The organism is Pseudomonas sp. B22129, assembly GCF_044218875.1.
GTDB lineage: Bacteria > Pseudomonadota > Gammaproteobacteria > Pseudomonadales > Pseudomonadaceae > Aquipseudomonas.
The window spans coordinates 4550086-4572434 of the sequence record NZ_CP162592.1 but is presented as its reverse complement, the minus strand read 5'-3'; the positions used below and the strand labels follow the sequence as shown (position 1 = coordinate 4572434).

General features: G+C 60.6%; 19 protein-coding genes. 11 read left to right on the top strand and 8 right to left on the bottom strand.

Going from position 1 to position 22349, the window contains the following annotated elements:
• Positions 1-203: 203 nt before the first annotated feature.
• Positions 204-2483, bottom strand: coding sequence for an acylase (locus AB4P94_RS21095; RefSeq protein ID WP_395607268.1), 2280 nt, complete (start codon positions 2481-2483; stop codon positions 204-206).
• Positions 2484-2721: 238 nt separating this feature from the next.
• On the opposite strand from AB4P94_RS21095, the gene AB4P94_RS21090 reads away from it, so the two are divergent.
• Entirely contained in the window at positions 2722-3102 is a 381-nt protein-coding gene (locus AB4P94_RS21090; protein ID WP_395607267.1) for a fe2+ zn2+ uptake regulation protein, read from the top strand.
• A 14-nt stretch (positions 3103-3116) separates the two neighbouring features.
• Here AB4P94_RS21090 and AB4P94_RS21085 read toward each other — a convergent pair whose 3' ends face one another.
• On the bottom strand, positions 3117-3311 hold the full coding sequence (locus AB4P94_RS21085) for a hypothetical protein (RefSeq protein WP_395607266.1): 195 nt from the start codon (positions 3309-3311) through the stop codon (positions 3117-3119).
• Between the two features lie 325 nt (positions 3312-3636).
• Here AB4P94_RS21085 and AB4P94_RS21080 point away from each other — a divergent pair, with 325 nt between their 5' ends.
• Positions 3637-7152: a membrane-targeted effector domain-containing toxin gene (locus AB4P94_RS21080; RefSeq protein WP_395607265.1), complete on the top strand. Its 3516-nt coding sequence runs from the start codon at positions 3637-3639 to the stop codon at positions 7150-7152.
• A 10-nt stretch (positions 7153-7162) separates the two neighbouring features.
• On the opposite strand, the gene AB4P94_RS21075 is transcribed toward AB4P94_RS21080, so the two are convergent.
• The 5 genes from AB4P94_RS21075 to AB4P94_RS21055 are packed head-to-tail and all read right to left on the bottom strand — an operon-like array spanning position 7163 to position 11572.
• Positions 7163-7927 carry an ABC transporter permease gene (locus AB4P94_RS21075; RefSeq protein WP_395607264.1) on the bottom strand — a complete coding sequence of 255 codons (765 nt, stop codon included), beginning with the start codon at positions 7925-7927 and terminating at the stop codon, positions 7163-7165.
• Complete coding sequence (locus tag AB4P94_RS21070; protein WP_395607263.1) at positions 7924-9123, bottom strand: ABC transporter substrate-binding protein; 1200 nt, start codon at positions 9121-9123, stop codon at positions 7924-7926. The genes AB4P94_RS21075 and AB4P94_RS21070 overlap by 4 nt, the downstream gene beginning before the upstream one ends.
• Positions 9110-9913, bottom strand: a complete 804-nt coding sequence (locus AB4P94_RS21065) for an ABC transporter ATP-binding protein (protein WP_395607262.1) — start codon at positions 9911-9913, stop codon at positions 9110-9112. The genes AB4P94_RS21070 and AB4P94_RS21065 overlap by 14 nt, the downstream gene beginning before the upstream one ends.
• Complete coding sequence (locus AB4P94_RS21060; RefSeq protein ID WP_395607261.1) at positions 9910-10971, bottom strand: acyl-CoA dehydrogenase family protein; 1062 nt, start codon at positions 10969-10971, stop codon at positions 9910-9912. Before AB4P94_RS21060 ends, AB4P94_RS21065 begins: the two co-directional genes overlap by 4 nt.
• Before the next feature lie 40 nt (positions 10972-11011).
• Entirely contained in the window at positions 11012-11572 is a 561-nt protein-coding gene (locus AB4P94_RS21055; RefSeq protein WP_395607260.1) for a carboxymuconolactone decarboxylase family protein, read from the bottom strand.
• Positions 11573-11674: 102 nt separating this feature from the next.
• Here AB4P94_RS21055 and AB4P94_RS21050 point away from each other — a divergent pair, with 102 nt between their 5' ends.
• Positions 11675-12580, top strand: coding sequence for a cupin domain-containing protein (locus tag AB4P94_RS21050; RefSeq protein ID WP_395607259.1), 906 nt, complete (start codon positions 11675-11677; stop codon positions 12578-12580).
• Here AB4P94_RS21050 and AB4P94_RS21045 read toward each other — a convergent pair.
• Complete coding sequence (locus AB4P94_RS21045) at positions 12577-13488, bottom strand: LysR family transcriptional regulator (protein WP_395607258.1); 912 nt, start codon at positions 13486-13488, stop codon at positions 12577-12579. The two genes, AB4P94_RS21050 and AB4P94_RS21045, sit on opposite strands and share 4 nt — an antisense overlap.
• 119 nt (positions 13489-13607) lie before the next feature.
• On the opposite strand from AB4P94_RS21045, the gene AB4P94_RS21040 reads away from it, so the two are divergent.
• From AB4P94_RS21040 to glgA, 8 genes are all read left to right on the top strand, one after another.
• Entirely contained in the window at positions 13608-14603 is a 996-nt protein-coding gene (locus AB4P94_RS21040; protein ID WP_395607257.1) for an aldo/keto reductase, read from the top strand.
• A gap of 144 nt (positions 14604-14747) precedes the next feature.
• Positions 14748-16742 (top strand): methyl-accepting chemotaxis protein, encoded by a 1995-nt coding sequence (locus AB4P94_RS21035; protein WP_395607256.1) that lies wholly within the window; start codon positions 14748-14750, stop codon positions 16740-16742.
• A gap of 90 nt (positions 16743-16832) precedes the next feature.
• A complete protein-coding gene (locus AB4P94_RS21030; RefSeq protein ID WP_395607255.1) occupies positions 16833-17291 on the top strand; it encodes an SRPBCC family protein in 459 nt (152 codons plus the stop codon).
• A gap of 100 nt (positions 17292-17391) precedes the next feature.
• The gene (locus tag AB4P94_RS21025) at positions 17392-17838 is read left to right on the top strand and encodes a DUF411 domain-containing protein (RefSeq protein ID WP_395607254.1); all 447 of its coding nucleotides are present in this window, start codon (positions 17392-17394) and stop codon (positions 17836-17838) included.
• A 4-nt stretch (positions 17839-17842) separates the two neighbouring features.
• Positions 17843-18286 (top strand): YqaA family protein, encoded by a 444-nt coding sequence (locus AB4P94_RS21020; protein WP_395611370.1) that lies wholly within the window; start codon positions 17843-17845, stop codon positions 18284-18286.
• Between the two features lie 43 nt (positions 18287-18329).
• Positions 18330-19331, top strand: coding sequence for an alpha/beta fold hydrolase (locus AB4P94_RS21015; RefSeq protein WP_395607253.1), 1002 nt, complete (start codon positions 18330-18332; stop codon positions 19329-19331).
• Between the two features lie 26 nt (positions 19332-19357).
• Positions 19358-20311: a D-2-hydroxyacid dehydrogenase family protein gene (locus AB4P94_RS21010; protein WP_395607252.1), complete on the top strand. Its 954-nt coding sequence runs from the start codon at positions 19358-19360 to the stop codon at positions 20309-20311.
• 481 nt (positions 20312-20792) lie between these two features.
• Positions 20793-22349, top strand: coding sequence for a glycogen synthase GlgA (gene glgA / locus AB4P94_RS21005; RefSeq protein WP_395607251.1), 1557 nt, complete (start codon positions 20793-20795; stop codon positions 22347-22349).

Here is a 22349-nt window from a genome sequence, read left to right as displayed (position 1 = left end):
CAACGCCGTTGTTGCTGGCATTCACCGCATATAAACTTGAGTGGGCTCTGTGGAGCTGCCTCTACTCTAACTCATTGAATACATTGAAGTTTTTAATGCTTCGTTGCGTTCGATGGGCGCCATTATGTACTCATTTGCTTTTGCCTGCAACCCCTTGATTTCAAAAATATTTCGCATTGGCATCAAGGGGTTGCGCGCCTGCCCTACTCCTTGATGAGCTGCTGCTGATAGTGCGGGTCGGCGTTGATCTGGGCGTCGGTGAAAGGCAGCACGCGCAATTTTTTCTCGGAAAATGCCTGCGTCTGGTCCTTTGAGTATTTGGATGCGGGGTTGCTGGACTCGGAGAACGCCAGCACACCCAAGGCTTGTGGGCCCTTGTCATCGAAGGTGACGATTTGCAGGTAGCTGCTGCCGCTGACGACTTCACGTTTGCCATCGGCGCGGGGCACGGTTTGCATGGCGTTGTAGATGCCCAGCTCCTGTGGCCCCCCGTGGATCGGAATCTGGCCGCTGACCTGGATATCACCCCAGCGCGTAGCACCCAGCTTGGCGACGTCGGCGGCAGACGCCAGCATGGCTTCGCGCAGGGCTTTGGCCACGGGTTCACGATCGATGGCCAGGCCATGTGGCGTGGTCAGGGGCTGCGCCGGGTCGAAGGCAACACGCCAGGCGTCGGGGATTGGCTGCAAATGCTCCACCAGGTTGATGAAGTGCACCAGGCCTATGCCGCTGTCCAGGTTGGCGCGCCGGTCCCAGTTCTTGAGACTGTCGCACAGGGGTTGCAAGGCCGTAGCGTCGGCCCCCAGGCGCTTGGCACAGAACGCCAGCAAGTCGGGCATCACCTGGCTGGCGAGGTAAACCTCGTTGTCCATGACCATGCTTTGCAAATCCGCGACCTTGATTGGCTGTTTCTCCAGCGATTGCAGACGCTGCACGGCAAAGCGTGCGCGCGGACCAAGGCCGATGTGGTCCTGGCTGATCACCGGGGAGAAGCCCGTCAGCGGCGCCTTGGGGTTGGCCAGCCACGCGGAGTCATTGGAGTGCTGTACATAGTCGGTGCGTTCCAGTTGCGGCAGTTGGTCGGCCGGGAAAATGCCGGCCTGGGCCGCACGCGGATCGACATCCCAGGCGCAGGCACTGTGGGCGCCGTCGAGGATGATCATTTGCAGGCCCGCGCGAGGGTCACTGCACTGCGCGAGCTTGGCGGCGCTGACGTTGGGCACTACCGACAGGTTCATGTACAGGCTCTGGCCCTGATCATCGGCGGCCACAGTGTTGACCCACGGGATGCCCTGCAAGGTGTGCACCGAGGTTTGCAGTTCCTTTAGGCTGGCGGCGCGGTTCATCGCGTACCACTGCTGCAACACGCGGTCGTTGCCCAGGTTGGCATCGCGCAGGCTGAAGGCGTAGTGGCTGTCCCAATCCAGTTTGCCCGGCCATTGCACCACGGGGCCGAATGCCGAGCTGTAGACCGTATGGCTGATGGCCTTGAGGCTGCCGTCCGGCTGTTTGACCTGTACTTCCACCGGGGTTTGGTCCAGGGCAACGGACTTGCCATCCAGCAGGTAACGCGTGGAATCCTTGGGATCAAGCGTCAGGCGGTACAGGGTGAAATGCTTGGAGGTGTCGACCGTATGAGTCCAGGCCACGTGCTGGTTGAAGCCGATGTTGATCACCGGTAAACCTGGCAACGCAGCGCCCATCACATCCAGCTGGCCGGGGATGGTCAGGTGCATCTCGTAAAAACGCATGCCGCCCACCCACGGAAAATGCGGGTTGGCCAGCAACATGCCACGGCCATTGAAGGAACGGTCGCGGCCGACGGCGACGGCGTTGCTGCCACGGTCGAAAGTGAAACGCCTTTGATTGGCGGCGGCCAGTTCAAAGGCTTTTGCGCCCGGTTGCACAGCCGCAGTCGCCTGGGGTGGCGCCGCGCCTGCCAGGGCATCAGCGAATTGACCTACACCACCTTCGGCCAGAAGCCGACGGGTCAGCTTGACCAAATCCTCGACCACCAGCGGTCGCACCCAGTCTGCCGCGCACTGCTTGGGCGCGCCCTGCTCTTTCAAATACCGGTTGTAGCCGGCCACATAACCCTCAATGCGTTGCTGCATCTGCGGGGTCTGCGCTTTCCAGAACGAGGCGACGGCTTCAGGCGTGTTCAGCCAGGTAAAAAATACATCGCTGGCGAGGTTGTTGCGCTCCTCCAGGGTCGCCTCTTGCGGGCCGAAGAACCTGGCGCGTTGACCGTTGACCGTGACCACTTCATTGGCCAGCAGGCACAGGTTGTCCTGGGCATACGCGTAGCCGATGCCGTACCCCAGGCCACGCTCATCGCTGGCACGGATATGCGGCACGCCAAACGTGGTGCGCCGAATGTCTGCCGATGCCTGTGTTGCCGGTTCCCGTGCCGAGGCAGCGAGGCTCAAGCCCAGCATCACCCCGGCTACACATGCTCTGGACAACCCGTTGGTAATAATCACGCAAGCTCCACAGTCAAATTGAACACCCTCACAAGGGGCAGCTACCCCACCGTAAGGACGCAAACAACCGGGAATAATTTAGGCGTGCAGCACGTTTGGTTCAGGCGAGGGGGATGTGACAAAGCCGATACCGACAAAATTTCTACATCCGGCACTTCATGATTTTGCTCGCTCGTTCGTCTTATTAACTAAGAGCGCCATCATTTTCCTGATCAGGCTCTGATAAGGAGTTTTTTGCATGTACAACCCGCAAGTGCCCACGGATGGACATTCACCGGCTGCCGACGCCAGTTTCGGCGGCGGCACGCAAGCGTTCGGTAAAGCGCCCGAACAGCAAGGCAACCAGCGCATTCGCCATTTGCTCAAGTGTTTTGGCCTGCGCACCAGCCTGATTCGGCTGAAGGTGATCGACGCCCTGCTCACCGCCGCCGAGAACCGGCGCTCCCTCGGTGTGCGCGGCGTGCACAGCCACTTGCTTGAGCTGGGCATTCCGTTGTCGTTTCTCAGCGTGCGTGAAGTACTCAAGCGCCTGTGCAGCGAGGGTGTGATCACCCTCAATGCCGATAAAAGCTACAGCCTCCATGAAGAGGCTGCCAAGGTGCTCGACGGTCGCGCCTGAAGCCCCGAGTTGAGTCAGAAGTTCGGCTTGACCTTGCGGCGCATGATGCCGTTGATCACTACCACGGTCACTGCCACGGCAATGGCAATGTACTGGAACGTTTTCTCGCTGATAACCCCGGTGTTCTGCAGATAGGACAGGCCGAACATCGTCGCCAGTACGGCCAGGGCAATCAGAATCGAATATTTCAAACGTTGCTTTTGAGTCATGACGGGTTCCTGAACCTGAAGAATGTTTTCGCGCTGCATGGCCACCTGCCGTGGGCATAAGCCTGTTGCAGCCAGCGCTTATGTTACAGGCCATGATCGGTTTTGGCTTGTCCAACGCGGGACTGAACCGATGGCCTGCCCGTAAATCCCGCCTTTTGTTGCGCGGCGCCGGGGCCGCCGTATAAACCTCAAGATTTTTTCTTACACTTGGTCTGCTTGCCTGACAGGAACGGTCTTCGCTGATTCGCACACCCAGCAGTGCGTTTTAAGGCATCGCCGTATTGCTTTGCCTGCGCTCACTCGTGCACTTTCAATCAGGCAAATCATGACAATTACGACCAATCTCCAGCAGCCCGCGGTCTACACCCCATCACTCATTCCAGCCAATACCTTATCGCCTTTAGAGCAAGCACCTGCGCCCGCTGTAAGCTACGCGGCCCCGCAACCGGATGGCCGCCAAGCGCTCAAGGCAGCCCTTGGAGATCAACGTAACCTGGACAACCTGGCAAAAGGGCTGACCGCGATCATTGCAGAACTCCCCGATGATGCCGACGCACAAGCGGTTGCCGGCAAGCTGCAACAGCACCAGATGCCGATCGCTTCTGAATCGACATTTATGCCCGCACGCACGTTGAAACCCGCGACGGTCAGCCTTGAAACGTTCATCAAGGATCAAGGCATTACACCACCGGTTTCGGTTGCTGCCTTGAAAACATTGGCCAACGCAGTCTCCGATCACACATTGACGCATCCGCTGGGCAATTTTGCAGGGGCCCTCACCTGGTCAGTGCCCCTGGAGGCGAAGCTCCAACGCGAAGTGTTCAACGTGATTGCATGCAACAGCGCCTTGCTCGAAGGCCTGCCACAACAACACATACGTCGGGGGGCACTGGATTATTTGGCCGAGGCACAATCGCTCTCCCCAACCGACTTGCAGGACCCGGCCAAAGCCATGGAGAAACTGCTCGATTCGCCCCGGGCCCAAGCGCTCGGCGAAGCGATCCAGCTGAAGGTCGGCGGCCTCTGCACAGAGCGCAGTGTCAACGACTACGTGCTCGCGGCCATCCATCTGGGGCTTGACCCCGAGTCCATCGACTCAGCTACCCGCAACCACGTCGCAGGTTTCGACCTGTCGCCTCTTACGCAGTTTGGCAAGTCACCTGCCGAGGTGGTCAGTGCCCTCGCAGAGCACCTGTTCAACACCGGCAAGACTTCCAGAAGCACGGCGGAACTGGGTGCCCGTCTGTTGTTGGCACGTGTCGCTCCACAGTTTCTGACCCCGGGCATTCCCGCCGGTATAAAGGTGGGCAGCCTGGCGTGGGCCAACCTTTGCCTGGCCGTGGCGGGCATTGAAGAGCAAACGCCCGGCAAGACCGCACGGATGCGTTTCAGCGAGGTCATGCAAGCTGCCGAAGACCTGCCGGCAGCCAGCGAGCCGAATCAAAAGGCGATATTGATCGACTGGGCGATTGCCAATCAGGTTATCGATAAACGCGTGGACGAGGCCTACCCTGGCTATGAAATCGAAACCGCGCGAGCCGCATTCAACGGGCAGCAGAGTGATCTGAAAGCCGCGTCTTCAAAACTTGAAACCCCCATGCCCGACCGCAAAGCAATGGCATTGGCGCTGCTGAAGGAAAAGTTAGGCGACGGTATCGACTTCGAACACAAAGCCCTGCGCATCAACTACGGTACCGACATCAAGGGGCTGCGTTTCAGTGACCCCTACTCCCCGCTGGATATCACCATGCAAGGGCTGAAGCTGGATGACAGCTGGCAGGTACACGGGGCCAGTAACATTGATCTGCCGAAGCTTATTGCTTTCACCCGCAGCAGTGAATTCAACATTCCTGCCGCATTCGACAAAGCGTTCAATGAGGTCACTGCCCACTATAAAAGCATCAAGCAAGACCTGATGATGAATGCCATCACCCAGTTGCCTCTGGAGGACCGCACGCAACTCAATTACGGCAAGCTCAGGTTCTTCAAGGAAAACTCGTATAAAACCTCACTTATTCCCTTTGTCAGCGACAGCCTGTTCCATTCCAGCTCCACTCTACTGGTGCAAGCCGAACACGACGGGAAAACACAATCGTACGCCTTCGATACCGTAAAGGGCTCCGTACGGAAAATCCTGACTCACCCCGCCGACCGCGAGCCGGAATATATTTCCAACGAGGTCACAAAAGTCGAGGAATTTTTCCCGGACACCAACGCCCATGCCTTGAAAGAGTATCGAACGATTTATCGCAGGCCCAATCTCTTTCAGAACCCGCGTATTCAGGACATAGCCGCCACCGTGGTCAAGGGCCTGGCGATCGACAGTGCCGCCGTGAGACGTCAAGCCGAAGGCCGCACATCCTCTGAGGAACGCAGAGACACGCTGAGTTCAATAGGCGAGTTTTTACTCGACCTTATTCCCCTCAGGTCAGCCATCGTCAACGTGAGCCGCGGTCACTATAAAGACGCGGCGACCGACCTTGCCTTTGACATCTTCGGTTTTGTCACCGCTGGCCTGGGTATGGCGGGGAAGCTGACCAAAGTGGCCGGTAAAACGGGCAATACAATCAGCAAAGTGGCTCAGGGCAGCCGAATAATAGGCGCAGCCGCGTTCAATGCCTTCAACCCCTTGGGTGGCTTGGGCGACATCACGGTGGGGGCCGGCAAGCTCGCGCTGCAAGGAACGAACGCGGTGACCACCGGCATTCAACATCTGAGGGGTATGGCTGACGGCGTTGATCTGGCGCAAGCCAGCACACGCTTTGAAGCGGCTGCCACCGGGACAATTAAAGTGGGCGACCAGGCCGTGACGGGCAGTGCAGTCAAACACAACAACAACTGGTATGCGTTCGATGCTGGCAGCCAACAGCCCTATGGCCCGCCTTTGGTGGATTTCAACCCGTTGGACACCCTGATGCCACCGCCCCACAAAATGCATACCCACACACCTCAGCGTGTCCTGCCTTACCCTGTGCGCCCACCTCACCCCCATGTCGGCGCGACTAAAGTCGCCCTGCCTGCCGGGGATTATGTGGAAGACACACTCGGAAAACTGGTACCTGGGCACTTCATTCCAGGTAATGGAATGGATCAGACAAAAGCCCACTTCACGCAACAAATGGAGAATTACCACAATTCGGTGAAGGCTGGCGGCGTCTTGCCAGCAACCCCACCTCTCCCGCCTCTGCCTAAACAAATGCCGCCGGCCGACCTGATTACCGAAGCCTTGAAGGTCTCCCAAGGCGTGGTCTTTGGAGAAAGCCACTCACAAATGGCCAGCTTCAAATTGCTGATGGCCAACATGCAGACGTTCAAGGCTCAAGGTGTAAAAAAGGTCTACTTCGAGGGGGTGATTGACCTCCCGCCTTTTGGCGCTGTGGACGATGGCATCAGCAGTTTGGGCAGCACGAAAAATGGCGGTTCAAATCCGACCTTTAAGCAACTTAGAGACGAATTCAGGAAAAACGGCATTGAAGTGGTGCCACTGGATCATTACTACCTGACCCGACACAAGGATGAGCGGCCTTTTCGTCCCCGAACGGTCCAGGGTGTGAACTCCGAAATACGCTTGAAAGAGTTCAATTACTTTGCCGCCGAAACGATCCAGGCCAATTCCGGCACAGAAAAATGGATCGCGCTGGTCGGCAACGCGCATATGAACACCTCTGAAGATGTAACCGGCCTCGCGGAGCTGACTGGAGCATTGGGTATCGGCGTGTTCGACAACGCCAATGTGCCGGCCTCCGTGGGGTTCAAGGACACCCGACATGTCCCTGACCCCAAACTGCCACTCAAGCGCGGGGATCTGCCGGGAAACCTGCATATCTACATGAAGCCCTAGCCATGCAGTGTTAATGCACCCAGCGCTGGTAGAGCCAACGTGCCAGCGCATCCAGGGCAAACCCCAATAGCCCGATCAACAGCACCATCGCCATCAATTCCGAATAGGCCAGCCGGTCACGGGTGTCGAGAATGTAATAGCCCAGCCCCGCACTGACGCCCAACATCTCGCACGGCACCAGCACGATCCACAAAATCCCGATAGCCAAACGCACGCCGGTCAGCACATGCCCGACCACACCGGGAATGATTACCCGGCGTAATGTCTCCCACCGCGTGGCGCTCAAGCTTTTACTCAGTTGCAACCAGCGCGGGTCCAACTGGCGAACCCCCGCGGCGGTATTGAGCATGATCGGCCACACGGCGGCAAAGGCCAGCAGGAAGTAGATCGGTTGGTCACCGACGCCCATCAGCATCACCACGATGGGCATCCACGACAGGGGCGAGATCATCCGTAAAAACTGAAACGCCGGCGTGGTTGCCGCTTCCAGGTTACGCGAGCTGCCCACCAGCAAGCCCAGTGGCACACCCACCAGCAGTGCGAGGAACAAGCCGACGAAAATGCGTTTGAGGCTCACGGCAATGTGCAGATACAGCTCGCCACGTCCCAACAACTCCCACAGGCTGCTGAAGGTCGCGGCCAGCGAAAAACGCGCCGACAAACCGTCGGCATCGCCAAACACCTTCACGCCCAGCCACCACAGCACCAGCAAGCCAGCCAAGCCGCTGATACCCAGCAACCAGCCTGGCCATAAAACGGTTTTGCCTGTGTTCAAACGCCAATCTCCTCGTGCCGCTCATAACCATCCGGCAAGCCGAAGGTCTTCATGCCGCCGACGGCTTCGATAGCTGCACGCACAAAGCGGTCGTCCACCAAATCCCTGGCGACGAAGGCCGGGTCGAGGTCGGCGAGGAATTTCTTGTCGCCTTCGATCAGGGTGTCCTTCAAGCGCCGCACCAGTTCCTCGGTGTAGCTGGGGAATGGATAAGGCTGGAAGTCGATTCGATGTTCGTCCCAGTTGGCGTGTTGAATCGCGCCGTCGGCCAGGTACGCAGCACGGTCGGCAGCGGCCGGGGCCAGCACTTTGCTCAGTACCGGTTCGGCATGCGGCGTGTAACGGTTCGGGCCGTCCTTGGACAGCAACTTCACGGCTTCTTCGCGGTTGTCACGGGTCCACACTTGGGCCTTGACGATGGCATTCACCACTTTCTGTGACCACTGCGGGCGGTTGGTCAGGTCGTGTTCGTGCATGAACACTACGCAGCACGCGTGGTTGCGCCACACGTCGCCAGTAAAGCGCTGCACGCGACCGACCTTGAGGTTTTCTGCCAGGGCATTGAACGGCTCGGCGACGATGTAACCGTCGATACGTTTGCTTGCCAGGGCCGGCGGCATGTCCGACGGCGGCAGCACGATCAGGTTGACCTCGTTGGCCGCAATGGCGCTGCCGGCAGCCCGCGCAACCGGCGTCAGGCCGTTATCGCGGAATAACTGCTGCACCACCACGTTGTGGATCGAGTACCAGAACGGAATCGCCACCGACTTGCCGCCCAGCTGTTTCACATCGGTAATGCCCGGCGCCACTGTCAGGCCCGAACCGCCCACATGGTTCCAGGCCACCACCTTGGCCGGCACCTTGCTGCCGTAGCGCGCCCACACGGTCATCGGCGACAGCAGGTGAATCACGTTGACCTGCCCCGAGATAAACGCCTCGATCACCTGCGCCCAACTGCGCAACAGCACCGGGCGTTCGGCCTTGATGCCCTCGGCTTCGAACAAGCCATTGTTATGCGCCACCAGCAGCGGCGTGGCGTCCGTGATCGGCAGGTAGCCAATGCGTACCGGCGCGTCAGGTTCACTGGCGGCGCGGGCCTGCAGGCTGCTCAATAGCGGTAACGCACCGGCAGCGCTGAGCACCGCCGAGAGTTTGAGAAAGTCACGGCGCGAGTGGGTCAGGTCATCCAGGCACATGGCTGGGCTCCAGCAATTGAAGGGGGTTGGGTTGAGGGCGGCTCGCCTGCCGTAAGGTTTTGAGAATCTCGATGCGCAAGGCGCCGATGGCCTCGACCTGTTCCTCGCGCGGTTGCGGCAGGTCGATGTGCCATTCGCCCAACGTGCGCGCCGGGCGGTTGCCCAGTAGCAGAATCCGGTCGGAGAGCAGCAACGCTTCATCAATGTCGTGGGTAATCAGCACGGCCGCCGAGCCAATCTCGCGGTTGACCTTGAGCAGCAGGTGCTGCATATCGGCGCGGGTCACTTCATCCAGCGCGCCGAAGGGTTCATCCAGCAACAGCACTTGCGGCTGGCGCGCCAGGCAGCGGGCCAATGCGGTGCGCTGGGCCATGCCGCCCGAGAGTTGCGCCGGGAATTGTTGCCGGGCGTGTTCCAGGCCGACGGCGGCAATGGCGTGGTCCACGCGACGGCGCCGTTCTTCGTGGCTTAAATGGGGCTGGCGGGCGAAATCGAGGCCAAAGGCGACGTTTTTTTCCAGGCTCAGCCAGGGCAACAGGCTGGGGTCCTGAAACGCCACCGCCACCCGTGGGTGCGGGCCGTTCAGCGCTTCGCCGAGCACCTGCACGCTGCCACCCTGGGGCGCCTGCAAACCGGCCAGCACGCGCAACAAGCTGGACTTGTCGACGCCGCTGGGGCCAAGGATCGACACCACTTCGCCGGGCTGCAGGTTCAGGTCAAACCCCTGCAGCACCGGGCCACTGGCATACCCCAGGCAAATCCCCTGGGCGCTCAATACCGCCAGGCTCATAGGCTGGCCTGACGTTGCAGTTCGGTACGCAGTTGCACCAGGCTCGGCGTCACGATGGGCACGAATGCGGATTCTCGCCAGCGCCGGGCGAAACCGCTGCCGTGGGCCGTGAGGTACGCTTTGCCGCCGCTGGCTTGCAGCTCAAGCTGCACGGCACTGGCGGCGGTTTCCGCCAGGGCGATGCGCAGCTTGAACAACGGCACCGGCTCCGACGCAAAACGCCCGGCCAACAGGCCTTTTTTCAGGTCGGTGACCAAGTGGTCCAGCGTCACGCGCAGCGCTTCCAGCTCTTCACGCAGCACGGTGCGGCTGGCGCCCAGGTGGTTGGCCACCTCGGCCAGCGAACGACGCGCCAAACCAATCGACATGCCACATTGCAACCCCAGAAACGCCGGGCGCACGGCCGGCAGAAACTTGCGTGCATCTTCATGCAGCAGCCAGTCGCGACTCAGTTCCACACCTTCCAGCCCGAGCGCCGCCGTGTTGCTCGATTGCAGCCCCAATAGTTCAAGGTCACGGGAGCGTTGCAGGCCCGCTACCGAGTCGGGAATCGCCAGAATAAACGGCGCGCCGCCAGCGGCATGTTCAATGGCCGCCGCCGCTACGAAGCCGTTTTTGCGCAGGTTGGTCACCCAGTGCAGGCGACCGTTCAAGGTCCAGCCGTCGTGCGTCGGTTCGGCGCTGATCTGCAGCGTCTCGATGCCCGACAGGTATTTCATCGCATTTGACAGCCCGGTCGCCCCGGCCAACTTGCCGCTGAGCAAATCCGGCATCAGTTGTTCGCGCAGCCGCTCATTCGGGCTTTGCAGCAAGTATTCGATGAATGAGCGTTGGCCCCAGCACACAAAGGCCGCCGCCAGGGAATGGCTGGCGACATTGGCGATGGCTTCCACCGCACCCGCCACGTCACCGCCCAGGCCGCCGAGATCTTTCGGCACGCCGATTCGCAATACGTTGGCTTCTGCCAACCGTGGCAGCACTTCCTGTGGATCGCAACTGCCCACATCCAGGGCCTGCGCTTGAACATCGAGCCAGCGGCTCAAGATTGGGTCAAGCATTCATGTTTCTCCTTTTTACAGCAGGTAGGCCAATGCCCGTTCAGCTCGCCGGTTTTTCCCAACGGTATTGCGCCAGTTCCGGGTTCAACGGCGTACGGGCAAACACGTTAGCGAAGTTACACAGGGTTGCCAGGCTCACGCCCAAAATAACTTCCAGTGCGTGGCCGTCGGTGTAGCCGGCGGCGCGAAATGCCTCGAAACCTGCGTCGCTGACGTCCCCACGCGTGGCGATCACTTCGCGCGTGAAGGCCGCGAGTGTCTCGTAGCGCGCGTTGGGCAATTCGCCATGCTGGCGCAAGGCTTCAATGACGTCTTCCGGCAGCTTGGCCTTGTTGCGCGCCACGGCCGTGTGGCCGGCGACACAGAAGTCGCAACCGTGGGTGGTGGCGGCAATCAGTTGCACCACTTCGCGGTCAGCCAGGCTCAGGTCGGATTTGCCATTGAGGCCCGAAACGGTGATGTAGGTTTCCAGCGCAGCCGGAGCATTCGCCAGCACGGCGAGCAGGTTGGGAATGAAACCCGAGCCCTTCAAGGCGTTTTCGAGGAAGGGCTTGGCCGCTGCGGGCGCGGTTTCAGGGGTGAGCAACGGTACACGGGACATGGAGTGGTCTCCTGATGGGTTCGTGCATCCAGTCTGTTGGTTATAAAAAAACGCCTCAATAGGCTAAAGTAGCGATTACTTGCTCTTGAGTCTTTCCATTAGATGAATTCGTCCAGTGCACTTGTCGATTGGTTATTAGACAGCCTTGAACTCAACACCAGCCTGTTCCATGTGGGCCGCTATTGCGGCGACTGGCATGCGAGCACCCACGGTCTGGCCAGTGCGAGTTTTCACCTGATCGTGCAGGGCGAATGCTGGCTGCATATCGACGGCGAATCGACCCCGCAGCACCTGAACAATGGTGACGCGGTGTTTCTGTTGCGTGACTTGGCGTACCGACTGTCTGGCGAACCCACGGCAGCAGGTGCCCGGGACTGCCCGCGCCGCCCGATGCTGGCGCTGGATACCACCGCAAACGATGGCGTGGGCCTGGTCTGCGGTTTCTTCCATTTCCAGTCCGGGTTGTCGGCAATGATTGTCGACACCCTGCCCGCCTGGATCATCCTGCGCGCCGGCGACCCGTCACTGGCCGCTGCGCGTAACCTGTTTGAGCTGATCCTGCAGGAATGCGAACGTACCCCCGCGCCCTCCCCGGCCTTGCTCGAACGTCTTTGCCATTTGCTGTTTCTGTATGTGTTGCGCCAGCAGGTGCTCGACAATGCAGACCTTGGCGGCCTTGCCGCGCTGGGCCGGCAACCGGCGTTCGCCAAACTCCTGGAACAGTTGATCGCCCGCCCGGCAGAGCCCTGGACGCTGGAGAGCATGGCCGCCTGTACCGGGTTGTCACGCTCGGCATTTTTCAAGCGCTTCAATGAGCTGTGCGGCCAATCGCCGGGGCAAGTGCTGCTGATGATGCGTGTCCGCCACGCTTGCCAACTGTTCAAGAACGACCAGACCGTGGCGGATGTAGCGCTGGCGGTGGGTTATCAGTCGGTGGCCGCGTTCACCCGTGCGTTTCATAAAGTCACCGGGCAGCAGCCGGGGGCTTATCGCAAAGCCCAGGCTTAGCGCTGCAGGCCTGTGCCTGGCGTGGCGCAGAGTTCGACCAACCAATCGATGAAAACCCTTACCCGTTGTGACAACTGACGATGGGGCGGGTACAGCGCGGTCAATGCCATTTTGGGTGGGGCATGCCGGGCCAGTACTTCCACCAGTGTGCCCTGCGCCAGTTGGCGCCGGGCGTGATAATACGGGGCCTGAATCAACCCGAAACCGGCCTCGCACGCCGCGAAATACCCCTCGGAACTGTTGACCGCCACCGTCTTCGGCAAGTCGACCTCACGCAGCCCGCCCGCGTCATGGAACTCCAGGCCAAAGCGTTTGCCGCTGACGCTGGAAACGTATTCGACCATGCGATGCCCCGCCAGATCGTCCAATGCGCTGGGCGTGCCAAAGCGTTCAAGGTAACCGGGGCTGGCCAGGGTCAGTTGATCCATCATCGCCAACGGCCGTGCGACCAAGGATTCATCCAGCGCGAGCCCACCGCGCAGCACGCAGTCCACACCCTCACGAATGAGGTCTACCGTACGGTCGTTGAGGCCGATCTCCAGTTCGATCTGCGGGTAGCGCGCCGTGAACGCCGGCAGTGCCGGAATCACGATCAGCCGGCCGATCCCCGTGGGCATGTCGATGCTCAAGGTGCCGCGCGGGTTCTGGCGGCTGGCGGAAAACACCGCTTCGGTTTCCTCCAGATCCGACAGCAACTGTACGCAACGCTGGTAGTACGCCGCGCCGTCCAGCGTTGGGCTGACCTGACGCGTCGTGCGCTGCAGCAGCTGCACGCCGAGGTGGGCTTCCAGTTGTTTGATCAGGATGGTCACCGACGCCCTCGGCAACTGCAGGCTGTCGGCCGCTTTGGCGAACCCGCCCAATTCGACAATCCGGGTAAACACACGCATCGCGTTGAAACGGTCCAAGAGTGGCTCCCGCACGAATTATTTAGATATTACGAACAGTGATAGTATTTTTAGCCGGTTTATCCAGCTTTTGTCGAGGATAACAATGGAGGCCTTCCCACCCCTCAGGAGCTGAACCCATGCAAACCCGTCAACTCGGTAAAAACGGCCCCCTCGTCAGTGCCATCGGCCTCGGCTGCATGGGCATGTCGGATTTCTATACCGGCGCCACGGGCACCGCAGAAGCCACTGCCACGTTGCACCGCGCACTCGAACTGGGGGTCAACTTCCTCGACACCGCCGATATCTACGGCCCCCACACCAATGAAACATTGATCGGCAAGGCCATTGCGGGCAAACGTGACCAGGTCTTCCTGGCCAGCAAGTTCGGCATCCTGCGCGACCCGGCCAACCCCTCACTGCGAGGCGTGAACGGTCGCCCGGCGTACATCCGCGATGCAATCAACGGCACCCTCAAACGCCTTGGCGTGGAAACCCTGGACCTGTATTACCAGCACCGCATCGACCCGCAGGTGCCCATCGAAGAAACCGTCGGCGCCATGGCCGAATTGGTCAAACAAGGCAAGGTGCGCTATCTAGGCTTGAGCGAAGCGTCCGCCGCCACACTGGAGCGCGCGCACAAGGTGCACCCCATCAGCGCGTTGCAAAGCGAATACTCGCTCTGGAGCCGCGACCAGGAAGACAACGGTTGCCTCGCCGCCTGCCAACGCCTGGGAATTGCCTTCGTGCCCTACAGCCCACTGGGCCGTGGCTTTCTGACCGGCGCGTTGAAAAGCCCGGACGACTTCGACGCCGATGACTACCGCCGCTCCAGCCCGCGCTTTCAGGGCGAAAACTTTGCGAAAAACCTGCGGCTGGTGGAACAGGTGCAGGCGCTGGCGGCAGACAAAGGCGTCACCGCCGGCCAACTGGCGCTGGCATGGGTATTGGCCCAGGGAGACTTCATCATCCCGATTCCCGGGACCAAGCAGCGCAGATACCTGGAACAAAATGTGGCGGCCGTTTCAGTAGCGCTCAACGCGACGGAACTGACGGCACTCGACGCCATTTTCCCCACCGACGCCACCGCAGGTTTGCGCTACCCCGAGGCGGTGATGACGATGCTGGGCATCTGACGGTTTTCACGTCGGGAGCGCCGCCACACGGCGCTCCCACTTTCTTGCACGATGGTACCTAAAGCTCTTTCTCCCTGCGCCGATAGCCCTACGAAGCTCTAACAAAGCCGCGTTCATAATAAACGCTTCGTAAGGACGACCCCCATGCCCCCACTGCGCTCCATCCAAGCCCGCTACACCCTGTTTCTGGTGCTGTTCGTCCTGGTTTTACTCGTGCTGACCGTCGTAGGCATTGGCCAACTGGTCGCGCCCACGTTGCGCCACACCGAAGAACAGGTGGTGCTTAACCGCGTCGCCGAAGTAGCCGAGCGGATCAAGGGCGAACTGAACAAGGTCCAGGCCCAGCAACGCAGCATCACCCAAACCATTCCCCTGCTCGACAGCGATGCCATCGACAAGGTCCTGCCTGGCCTGGTCGACCAATACGGCGAACTGAAAGTGTTCGGCGGCGGCATCTGGCCGTTGCCCAACCAGCGCACGCCTGGACGCAACAAGCACAGCACCTTCTGGCACCGTGATGCCTCGGGCAAGCTGGCGGTCAACACCTTCTGGAACAGCGACGCTGCGCCGAACTACTACGATCAGAGTTGGTACAAGGGCGGCCTTGCCTCGCCGGCCGGCCAATGTGCCTGGGCTGCTGCCTATAAAGACGATGCCAGCCAGGAGCCGCGCACCAACTGCGCCATGGCGATCCAGCGTGACGGTGCGGCCTACGGCGTTTCCACCATCGACGTAACCCTGGGCTTCTTCAACGACCTGGTGGCCAGCAAAGAGAAAGACATTGGCGGGCAAATGCTGATCGTCGAAGGCGACGGCAAAATCATCAGCAACAGTTCGCGCATCAGTGGGCCGGTGGTGCTCAAGAACATCAGCGAACTGGCCGGCACTTCGGCGTTTGCCGCCCAGGTCAGCAAAGCCCTGGCCCACCGCGACCAAGGATTGCAGCGCAGCGAATTCGACAACGGCGGCGTGGCCAGCACGTTCTACCTGCGCCCGATCGAAGGCACGCCGTGGTTCCTCGCCACCGCCCTGCCCACCTCGCTGATCACCGCCCAGCGTGATGACGTGCTCGGCACCCTGGCCCTGCTGCAGATTCCGATGGTGTTGCTGCTGGTGCTGCTCGCGGCCTATGCCATCCGCCAACTGGTGCAGCGCATGAAGTCGCTGAAGACCAATATCGACGCGCTGTCTGCGGGCGATGCCGACCTGACGCGGCGCATTACCATTCGCGCCGAAGACGAATTGGGCGCCATCGGCCACTCGGTGAACCGTTTTATCGTCTACCTGCAAAACCTGATCGGCGAAGTGACCCAGGCCACGGGGGCCATGTCTTCAGGCCTTGCGCAACTGCAGCAGACCTCGGCGCACACCAATCAGATTCTGGTGCGGCATGCCTCGGAAACCGACCAAACGGTGACCGCCATCACTGAAATGAGCTCGACCGCCGACACCGTCGCGCAAAATGCCGCTGAAACGGCCGCGTTTACCCAGCGCGCCAACGAGCACGCCGACCGCTCCCGGGTGGTGGTGGGTGAAGCGTCAACCAGCGTCAGCGCGTTGATTGGTGAGGTGTCCAGCGCCACCCACACCGTGGAAGCCATGCGCCAGGATGCTGCGCGCATCACCGAAACCCTCGGGGTAATCGGTGCGATTGCCGGCCAGACCAACCTGTTGGCGCTCAACGCGGCAATCGAAGCCGCCCGTGCGGGTGAGCAAGGCCGCGGGTTTGCGGTGGTGGCGGATGAAGTGCGTGCACTGGCTGCCCGCACCCAGGCCAGCACCTCGCAGATCAACGAGATGCTCGCGCGCCTGACCACCGGCGTGAGTTCGTCGGTCGCGGCCATGGAAAACACCCAGGCGAGCTGCCAATCGGCGGCCGACGCCACGGCGCGGGTGAATACGGGCCTGGACGAGATGGCCGGCTCCGTCAGCCATATCAACAACCTCAGCACCCAGATCGCCACCGCCGCCGAGCAACAAAGCGCAGTGACCGAGGAGATCAACCGCAGCATGGTGCAGATCCGGCACATGGTTGAGGAATTGGTGGAAAGCGGCCACGCGACTGAAACCAACACGCGCAGCCTGCTGGACGCCAATGGCCGGGTGATCACGCTGATGAGCCGTTTCAAGGTGCAGTGATAAATTACTGAAACACTCCCGTGCAATGCGCGGGAGTGGGACTATTCTGACAGTTCACTGGATGATATCTCGCTACACAGGAGGTGTGTCATGCACGCTGTCGAGCATCAAGTCCGCTTGGAACGGATCTGCCAGGAACGCTTTATCGAAGCCCCCATCGAGGTGGTCTACAACTACGTGACCCAGCCCGATCGCTGGCACGAATGGCACCCCACCTCCCTCAGCGCCGACACGGGCACCACCGGTTCACTGCCGGCAGGCGCCCGTTTTACCGAAGTCATCGACCTGCTGGGTGTGCGCGTGCCCATGAGTTACCGGGTGCAGGTCGCCAAGCCAGCGCAAGAATTCAAAACCGTGTTCACCTCCCTGGCCGTGGATGGCTCCATCCATTACTTCCTGCAGCCCCATCGTGGCGGCACGCTGTTCAAGCGCGTGCTGACCTATGAAACCGAGTTGCAACTGGCCACCCTGCATGAACGCATGGTGGAGCTGTCCGCCATCGCCCTGGACCAGCTCAAGCACCGCCTGGAACATACAGGCTTCGTATAATCTTGAAACATTCCTGACACGCCTCGCCCCTGTGGAAGCTGGCTAGCTTGCGATGAGGCCGTCATGATCGCGGCCTCTTTCGATTCACGAGCCCCTTCCCATGAAAACCCCATTGCGACTGGCCCTGCTCACCGCCCTCTTCACCACCACCCTGGCCCAGGCCGCCGACCTGATCTCCATCGACGTGCACCGCGACGCCAACTGCGGCTGCTGCAAAAAATGGATCAGCCACCTGCAAAGCAACGGTTTCAAGGTCAACGACCACGTGGAAGCCGACATGAGCGCGGTCAAGCAGCGCCTCGGCGTCGCGCCACGCCTGGGCTCGTGCCATACCGCCGTGATCGACGGCAAATTCGTCGAAGGCCACGTACCCGCCGAGCAAGTGTTGGCACTGCGCAAGCGCGACGATTTGATCGGTATTGCCGCACCGGGCATGCCACTGGGCTCGCCTGGCATGGAAGTGGAAGGACGCAGCGATGCCTACCAGGTGATCGGCCTGACACGTGACGGTAAAGACGTGGTGGTGGCCGACTACCCGGCGCACTGAAGACATGTTGGCGGGTTACCTCGGGCTGTTCGCCGCCGCATTTGGCGCCGCGACCCTATTGCCGTTGCAGTCGGAAGCCGTGCTTGTCGGGCTTTTGCTCAGCGGGCACTACAGCCTGTGGCTGCTGCTGGGCGTGGCCACCCTGGGCAACGTGCTGGGGTCGCTGGTGAATTGGTGGCTGGGGCGCTGGGTCGAGCACTTCAAGGAGCGACGCTGGTTTCCGGTCAGCGCCAAACAACTCGACAAGGCACGCAGGCATTACGAGCGCTGGGGGCATTGGACGTTGTTGCTCAGTTGGGTGCCGATCATCGGTGATCCGCTGACCCTGGTCGCTGGCGTCATGCGTGAACCGCTCTGGCGCTTTCTGTTGCTGGTCACCTTCGCCAAAGCCCTGCGTTACGGCGTGCTGGCAGCCCTGACCCTGCAGTGGGTGTTAATCCCCACTTAATCCCCTCGCAACAGCATCCGGGCATCCCATTTGGAGCCCTTTTATGCCTCTATTCCGCGCTTTTTGCGTCGCCGGCCTGCTGACCGCCAGCGCCGCGCCTGTGTTAGCCGCCACCTATGGCCCTGAGCTGCAAGGCTTCAAATACCCCTACCCCGTCGAGCATTTCAATTTCCAGTCCCAAGGCAAATCGTTGCAAATGGGCTACATGGACGTCCCGGCCAGCGGCAAAGCCAACGGGCGCAGCGTGGTGTTGATGCATGGCAAGAATTTCTGCGGTGCGACCTGGGAGGCCTCGATCAAAACCCTGAGCGACGCCGGTTACCGGGTGATCGCGCCGGACCAGGTCGGCTTCTGCACGTCCAGCAAGCCCGAGCACTACCAGTACAGCTTCCAGCAACTGGCGCTCAACACCCATCAATTGCTGGAGAAACTCGGCATTCAAAAAGCCACGATTGTGGGCCACTCTACCGGCGGCATGCTCGCGACACGTTATGCGCTGCTGTACCCCGCGCAAACCGAGCAACTGGCGCTGGTCAACCCTATCGGCCTGGAAGACTGGAAAGCGCTGGGCGTGCCCTATCGCAGCGTTGACCAATGGTATGAGCGCGAGCTCAAGCTCAGCGCCGAAGGTATTCGTCAGTATGAACTCAACACTTATTACGTGGGCCGCTGGAAGCCTGAGTACGACCGCTGGGTCGACATGCTCGCCGGCCTGAACAAAGGCCCGGGGCATACCCAAGTCGCATGGAACTCGGCCTTGATTTACGACATGATCTTCACCCAGCCGGTGTACTACGAGTTCAAGGACTTGCAGATGCCCACGCTGCTATTGATCGGCACGTCCGACACCACCGCCATCGGCAGCGATATCGCACCGCCTGCGGTCAAGGCCAGGCTCGGTCACTACGACGTGCTGGGCAAGCAAGTCGCCAAACTGATCCCCCATGCCACCCTGGTGGAATTCCCGGGCTTGGGGCATGCGCCGCAGATGGAAGAACCGGCCCGGTTTCATCAGGCGTTGTTGCAGGGTTTGAATGCCCTTTAATCCAACCTTTTTCGAGGCACGCGTGAATGTCGATACAGATCGCAGTCATTGATGATTGGCAGAATGTAGCCCGTGGCGTCGTGGACTGGTCGGTCCTGGCGCCCGTTGGCCAGGTGCATTTTCTTCACGATTACCCGGCGGATACCGCCACGATGGCCGAGCGTTTGCAGGGGTTCGACGTGATTTGCGTGATGCGCGAACGCTCGACCTTCGACAAGCCCTTGCTCCAAGCCCTGCCAAACCTGAAATTGCTGGTAACCGGCGGCATGCGCAATGCGGCCGTCGACATCGCCGCTGCCAAGGCGCTGGGCATCCAGGTGTGCGGCACCGACAGCTATAAACAGGCAGCCCCCGAATTGACCTGGGCGCTGATCATGGCCTCGACCCGCAACCTGCTGGCTGAAGCCAATTCCCTGCGCGCCGGTGATTGGCAGGTGGGCCTGGGCGGTGATCTGTATGGCAAGACCCTCGGCATCCTCGGGCTGGGCAGCATTGGCCAGAAGGTTGCGCAGTTTGCCCAGGTGTTCGGCATGCGCGTGATTGCCTGGAGTGAAAACCTGACACCTGCGCGTGCGGCCGAGTCGGGGGTGACTTGGGTCAGCAAGAAGGCCCTGTTTGAACAGGCCGACATTCTGACCATTCACCTGGTACTCAGCGATCGCAGCCGCGGCCTTGTGGATGCCCAGGCATTGAGCTGGATGAAGCCGACAGCGCGTCTTGTGAACACGGCACGCGGGCCGATCGTGGATGAGCAGGCGTTGGTGGAGGCGCTGTCCGCTGGGCGGCTGGCGGGCGCAGCACTGGACGTGTATGCCCAAGAGCCGCTGCCGGTGGACCACCCGTTCCGCCGCCTGCCCAATGTGCTGGCCACTCCGCACGTGGGTTATGTCAGCGAGCAGAATTACCGGCAGTTCTATCAGCAGATGATCGAAGACATTCAAGCGTGGGCGAATAAGGCGCCCATTCGCGTGCTCGGCTGACGCACCAACGCAGGGCAAACCGCACTGTAGAGGTGAACGCTGTCTCTGTGGTGAGCAGGCTTGCCCTGCGTTGGAGTGCGAAGCGCTCCCGCGTGGGTTGTTCCGGTGCACCGGCAAGATCGTCATCGTCCGTGCTAATAACCAGCTTGACTCTTGTTACAAGTATTTTGTCCTACAAAAATCGCTCAGAAACCCTGCAGGCTCTGGGATCTGTCCTAGACTCATGACCGATGGGTCCGTTCCAAAACAAAAACCCCGCAAAAAATCGAAACTTTCGAACTCTGCCGTAGGTCCAGTTTCAGGTAGGGCGTGCACACGTCGTTGACGCCAAAATGCCGTCCATCCAATCTTTTTCCGCTTTGCGTGCAACTGGCATACGCCTTGCCAGCTTGTGATAGCGCTTGTGCGTCTGGCCGCAGGATGTGGCCAATCGGAGCCAATGGCAGCGGGCCATTAGCCGACCAACAGATGGGAGTGAATTATGATCAGTGCCGCTGTAGATACTCAGGGAGAGCGTTTTAGTCAGGCGGCAGGGGGACCGACATCGTTGGCCGACCTGCCCAACACTGTGCGGCCGATCGTGAGTCAGAACCCTAATCGTAAAAAAGTGCTGTTTGTCACCTCCGAGTTCGCCGACCTTGTGAAAACCGGCGGCTTGGGCGACGTCTCCGCTGCCCTGCCCCGAGCCATGGCGCACCTGCATGACGTGCGCGTGCTGATCCCGGGCTATCCGCAGGTGATGGAAAGCGACAACCCGATCCATATCATCGGTGAGCTGGGTGGCCACGCCGCGCTGCCGCCGTGCAAGATCGGGCGCATGGACCTCAAGGACGGCCTGGTCATCTATGTGCTGATCTGCCCTGAACTGTACGAGCGTGAAGGTACGCCTTACGGCGCCAACAACGGGCGCGACTGGCCGGACAACCATATCCGCTTCGCCCGCCTGGGCCTGGCGGCTGCCGACATGGCCGCCAACCTTGCGCAAATCCACTGGTGCCCGGACCTGGTGCACGCCCACGACTGGCCCGCTGGCCTGGCCCCGGCGTATATGCACTGGCGTGGGTCGCGTACGCCCACCCTGTTCACTATCCATAACCTCGCCTATCAAGGGGTGGTCAGCCTGGCCTCCACGCCGGAATTGGGCATCCCGCCCCACGCCCTGCAACAGGAAGGCATGGAGTTCTACGGCAAGATGTCGTTTCTCAAGGCCGGCATGGCGTATTCCAGCCATATCACCACCGTGAGCGCGACTTACGCCCAGGAAATCACCACCCCGGAATTCGGCTGCGGCCTTGATGGCTTCCTGGCCAGCAAAACCCAGCAAGGCCTGCTCAGTGGCATTCCCAACGGTATCGATGAAAGCTGGGAAACCTCCACCGACACGCACCTGACCCACAATTTCAACATCGGCGACTGGGAAGGCAAGACTGTCAACGCTGACCACGTGCGTGAGCTGTTTGGGCTGCACGCCTCCACCGGCCCGCTGTTTGCCGTGGTATCGCGCCTGGTCTACCAAAAAGGTCTGGACCTGACCGAAGCGGTTGCCAGTTTTATCGTCGAGAACGGCGGCCAGATCGCAATCATTGGCCGTGGCGAGCCTGAGGAAGAACAGGCCATGCGTGAGCTGGCGCTGCGTTTCCCGGGCCAGGTCGGTGTGCGCATTGGCTTTAATGAGACGGATGCCCGCCGCATGTTCGCCGGCAGCGACTTCCTGTTGATGCCATCGCGCTATGAGCCTTGCGGCTTAAGCCAGATGTACGCGCAGCGTTTCGGTTCGTTGCCGGTGGCGCGCAATACCGGCGGCCTGGCCGACACCATTGAAAACGGCGTCACCGGCTTTCTGTTCAATGAATCCACCGTCGAAAGCTACGAGGAAGCGCTGAGCCGCGCCTTCCGGGTGTTCGCCAACCCGGGCCTGCTCAACGCCATGCGCAGCCGCGCCATGACCCAACCCTTCAACTGGTGCCAGGCGGTGGAACCCTACGCCGAACTGTATGAACAACTGGTGGCAAAAGCCCTGGGGAAAACCGCTAAATAA